Annotated in this window: 2 protein-coding genes; both read right to left on the bottom strand. The window is 66.3% G+C overall.

Features of this window, described 5'->3' with window-relative positions:
* Window positions 1-1195, bottom strand: a 1195-nt coding sequence (gene tnpC, locus NKJ08_RS38700) for an IS66 family transposase (protein ID WP_352786395.1), incomplete at its 3' end; no start/stop codon positions are given.
* Window positions 1196-1264: 69 nt separating this feature from the next.
* Window positions 1265-1363 (bottom strand): hypothetical protein, encoded by a 99-nt coding sequence (locus NKJ08_RS38695; protein ID WP_352786397.1) that lies wholly within the window; start codon window positions 1361-1363, stop codon window positions 1265-1267.
* Between the last annotated feature and the right edge of the window lie 54 nt (window positions 1364-1417).

Raw genomic sequence — 1417 nt, 5'->3', positions numbered from 1 at the left:
ACCACGGCTTCAAGGCGGCGATGATCGGGGTGGAGTACTGCTGTCGGGCGGCGAGCCGAGCTTGTGGCGTCATGCCGCGCACCGTCGCCTCGACGGCGTAGAGCGTAGCGATCTGGCGCACGGCAGCTTCGGCGATCGGGGACTTGGTGTTGCGCGCCAGCTTCACAAAACGTCGGCGCAGGTGGCTCCAGCAATGGACGAGCAGCCACGGTCCTTGTGGCCGCTCCAGGCGTGTCAGCCGGTCATAGCCCTCATAGGCGTCAACCTGCAGGAACTGTCCGCCGAAGCCTTGAAGGAAGCGTTCGGCATGCTCGCCGCCGCGCCCCGGCGCATAGTGGAACAGCACGATGGGCGGGCCTTGGCCACCATGGCCGCGATCATCGGAGGCGATTGCCCAGAAGAAGCCCTTCTTGACCTTGCCGCGTCCGGGATCGAGCACCGGCGCCGTGGTCTCGTCCATGAACAGGCGCTCTGCCGCAGCCAGATGCCCGCGCATCTGATCGGCTATGGGCTTGAGATGGAAGCAGGCCCGGCCTGCCCAGTTGCCCAGTGTCGCCCGATCCAGCTGGATGCCCTGGCGGGCGTAGATCTCGGCCTGCCGGTAGAACGGCAAATGATCACCGAACTTGGCGACGATGACCTGGGCGATCAGCGCCTCGGTCGGCAGGCCACCAGGCACGATATGCTCGGGCGCATGCGCCTGCACGACGGCGCCCGAGCAGCGCCGGCAAGCGTATTTCGGGCGGCGCGTGACCAGCACGCGCAGTTGCGCCGGGATTGCGTCGAGCCGCTCGCTGACATCCTCGCCGATCCTGGCCATCTCGCCGCAGCCGCACGGACACAGCGTGCTCCTGGGCTCGATGATCCGCTCCACCCGCGGCAGATGGGCAGGCAAGTGGCCACGATTGCGCTGGCGCGAACCGGACGAGCCGTCCGAACGCCCCCGGATGACCCGCTGCGCCTTTTCCTGCGCGGCATCGAGCACGCCCTGCGCGATCTCCACGTCTTCGAGCGGCAGGTGGTATTGATCGGGATGCAGCTTCTCGGACTTGGCGCCGAACTTCTCGTGGTTGAGCTGGCTGACGACGCTCTCCAGGCGGCGGCGCGCCTCCTCGGACTCTGCCAAAGCTGCCTGCGCCTCGGCGAGGAGCGCCTTCAAACGCTCGTTCTCTTCCTGGAGAACCGTCAGATTCATGCACTAAATCAACCACATGATCTCCGATAACGCCATTGGAGACAAGGCACCTGAGTCACTGTGCCACACTCATCCGGCCAGCTGCGGACGCCGTGCCCGCTCGGGGCGAACCAGTCTCCAATCCAGCCCTTCGAACAAGGCCGCGAACATCGCCGGCGACATGCGCATCACGCCGTCGCGAACCTGCGGCCAGACGAACTTCGAGCCCTCGAGCCGCTTGTG

This window comes from Mesorhizobium sp. M0244, from assembly GCF_040321795.1.
Taxonomy (GTDB): Bacteria; Pseudomonadota; Alphaproteobacteria; order Rhizobiales; family Rhizobiaceae; genus Mesorhizobium.
This window is presented reverse-complemented; position numbering and strand designations above follow the sequence as displayed.

Bases quoted from the DNA above. Each gene is read 5' to 3' on its own strand.
- NKJ08_RS38695 (WP_352786397.1), bottom strand. From the start codon at position 1,363: ATGCGCATGTCGCCGGCGATGTTCGCGGCCTTGTTCGAAGGGCTGGAT.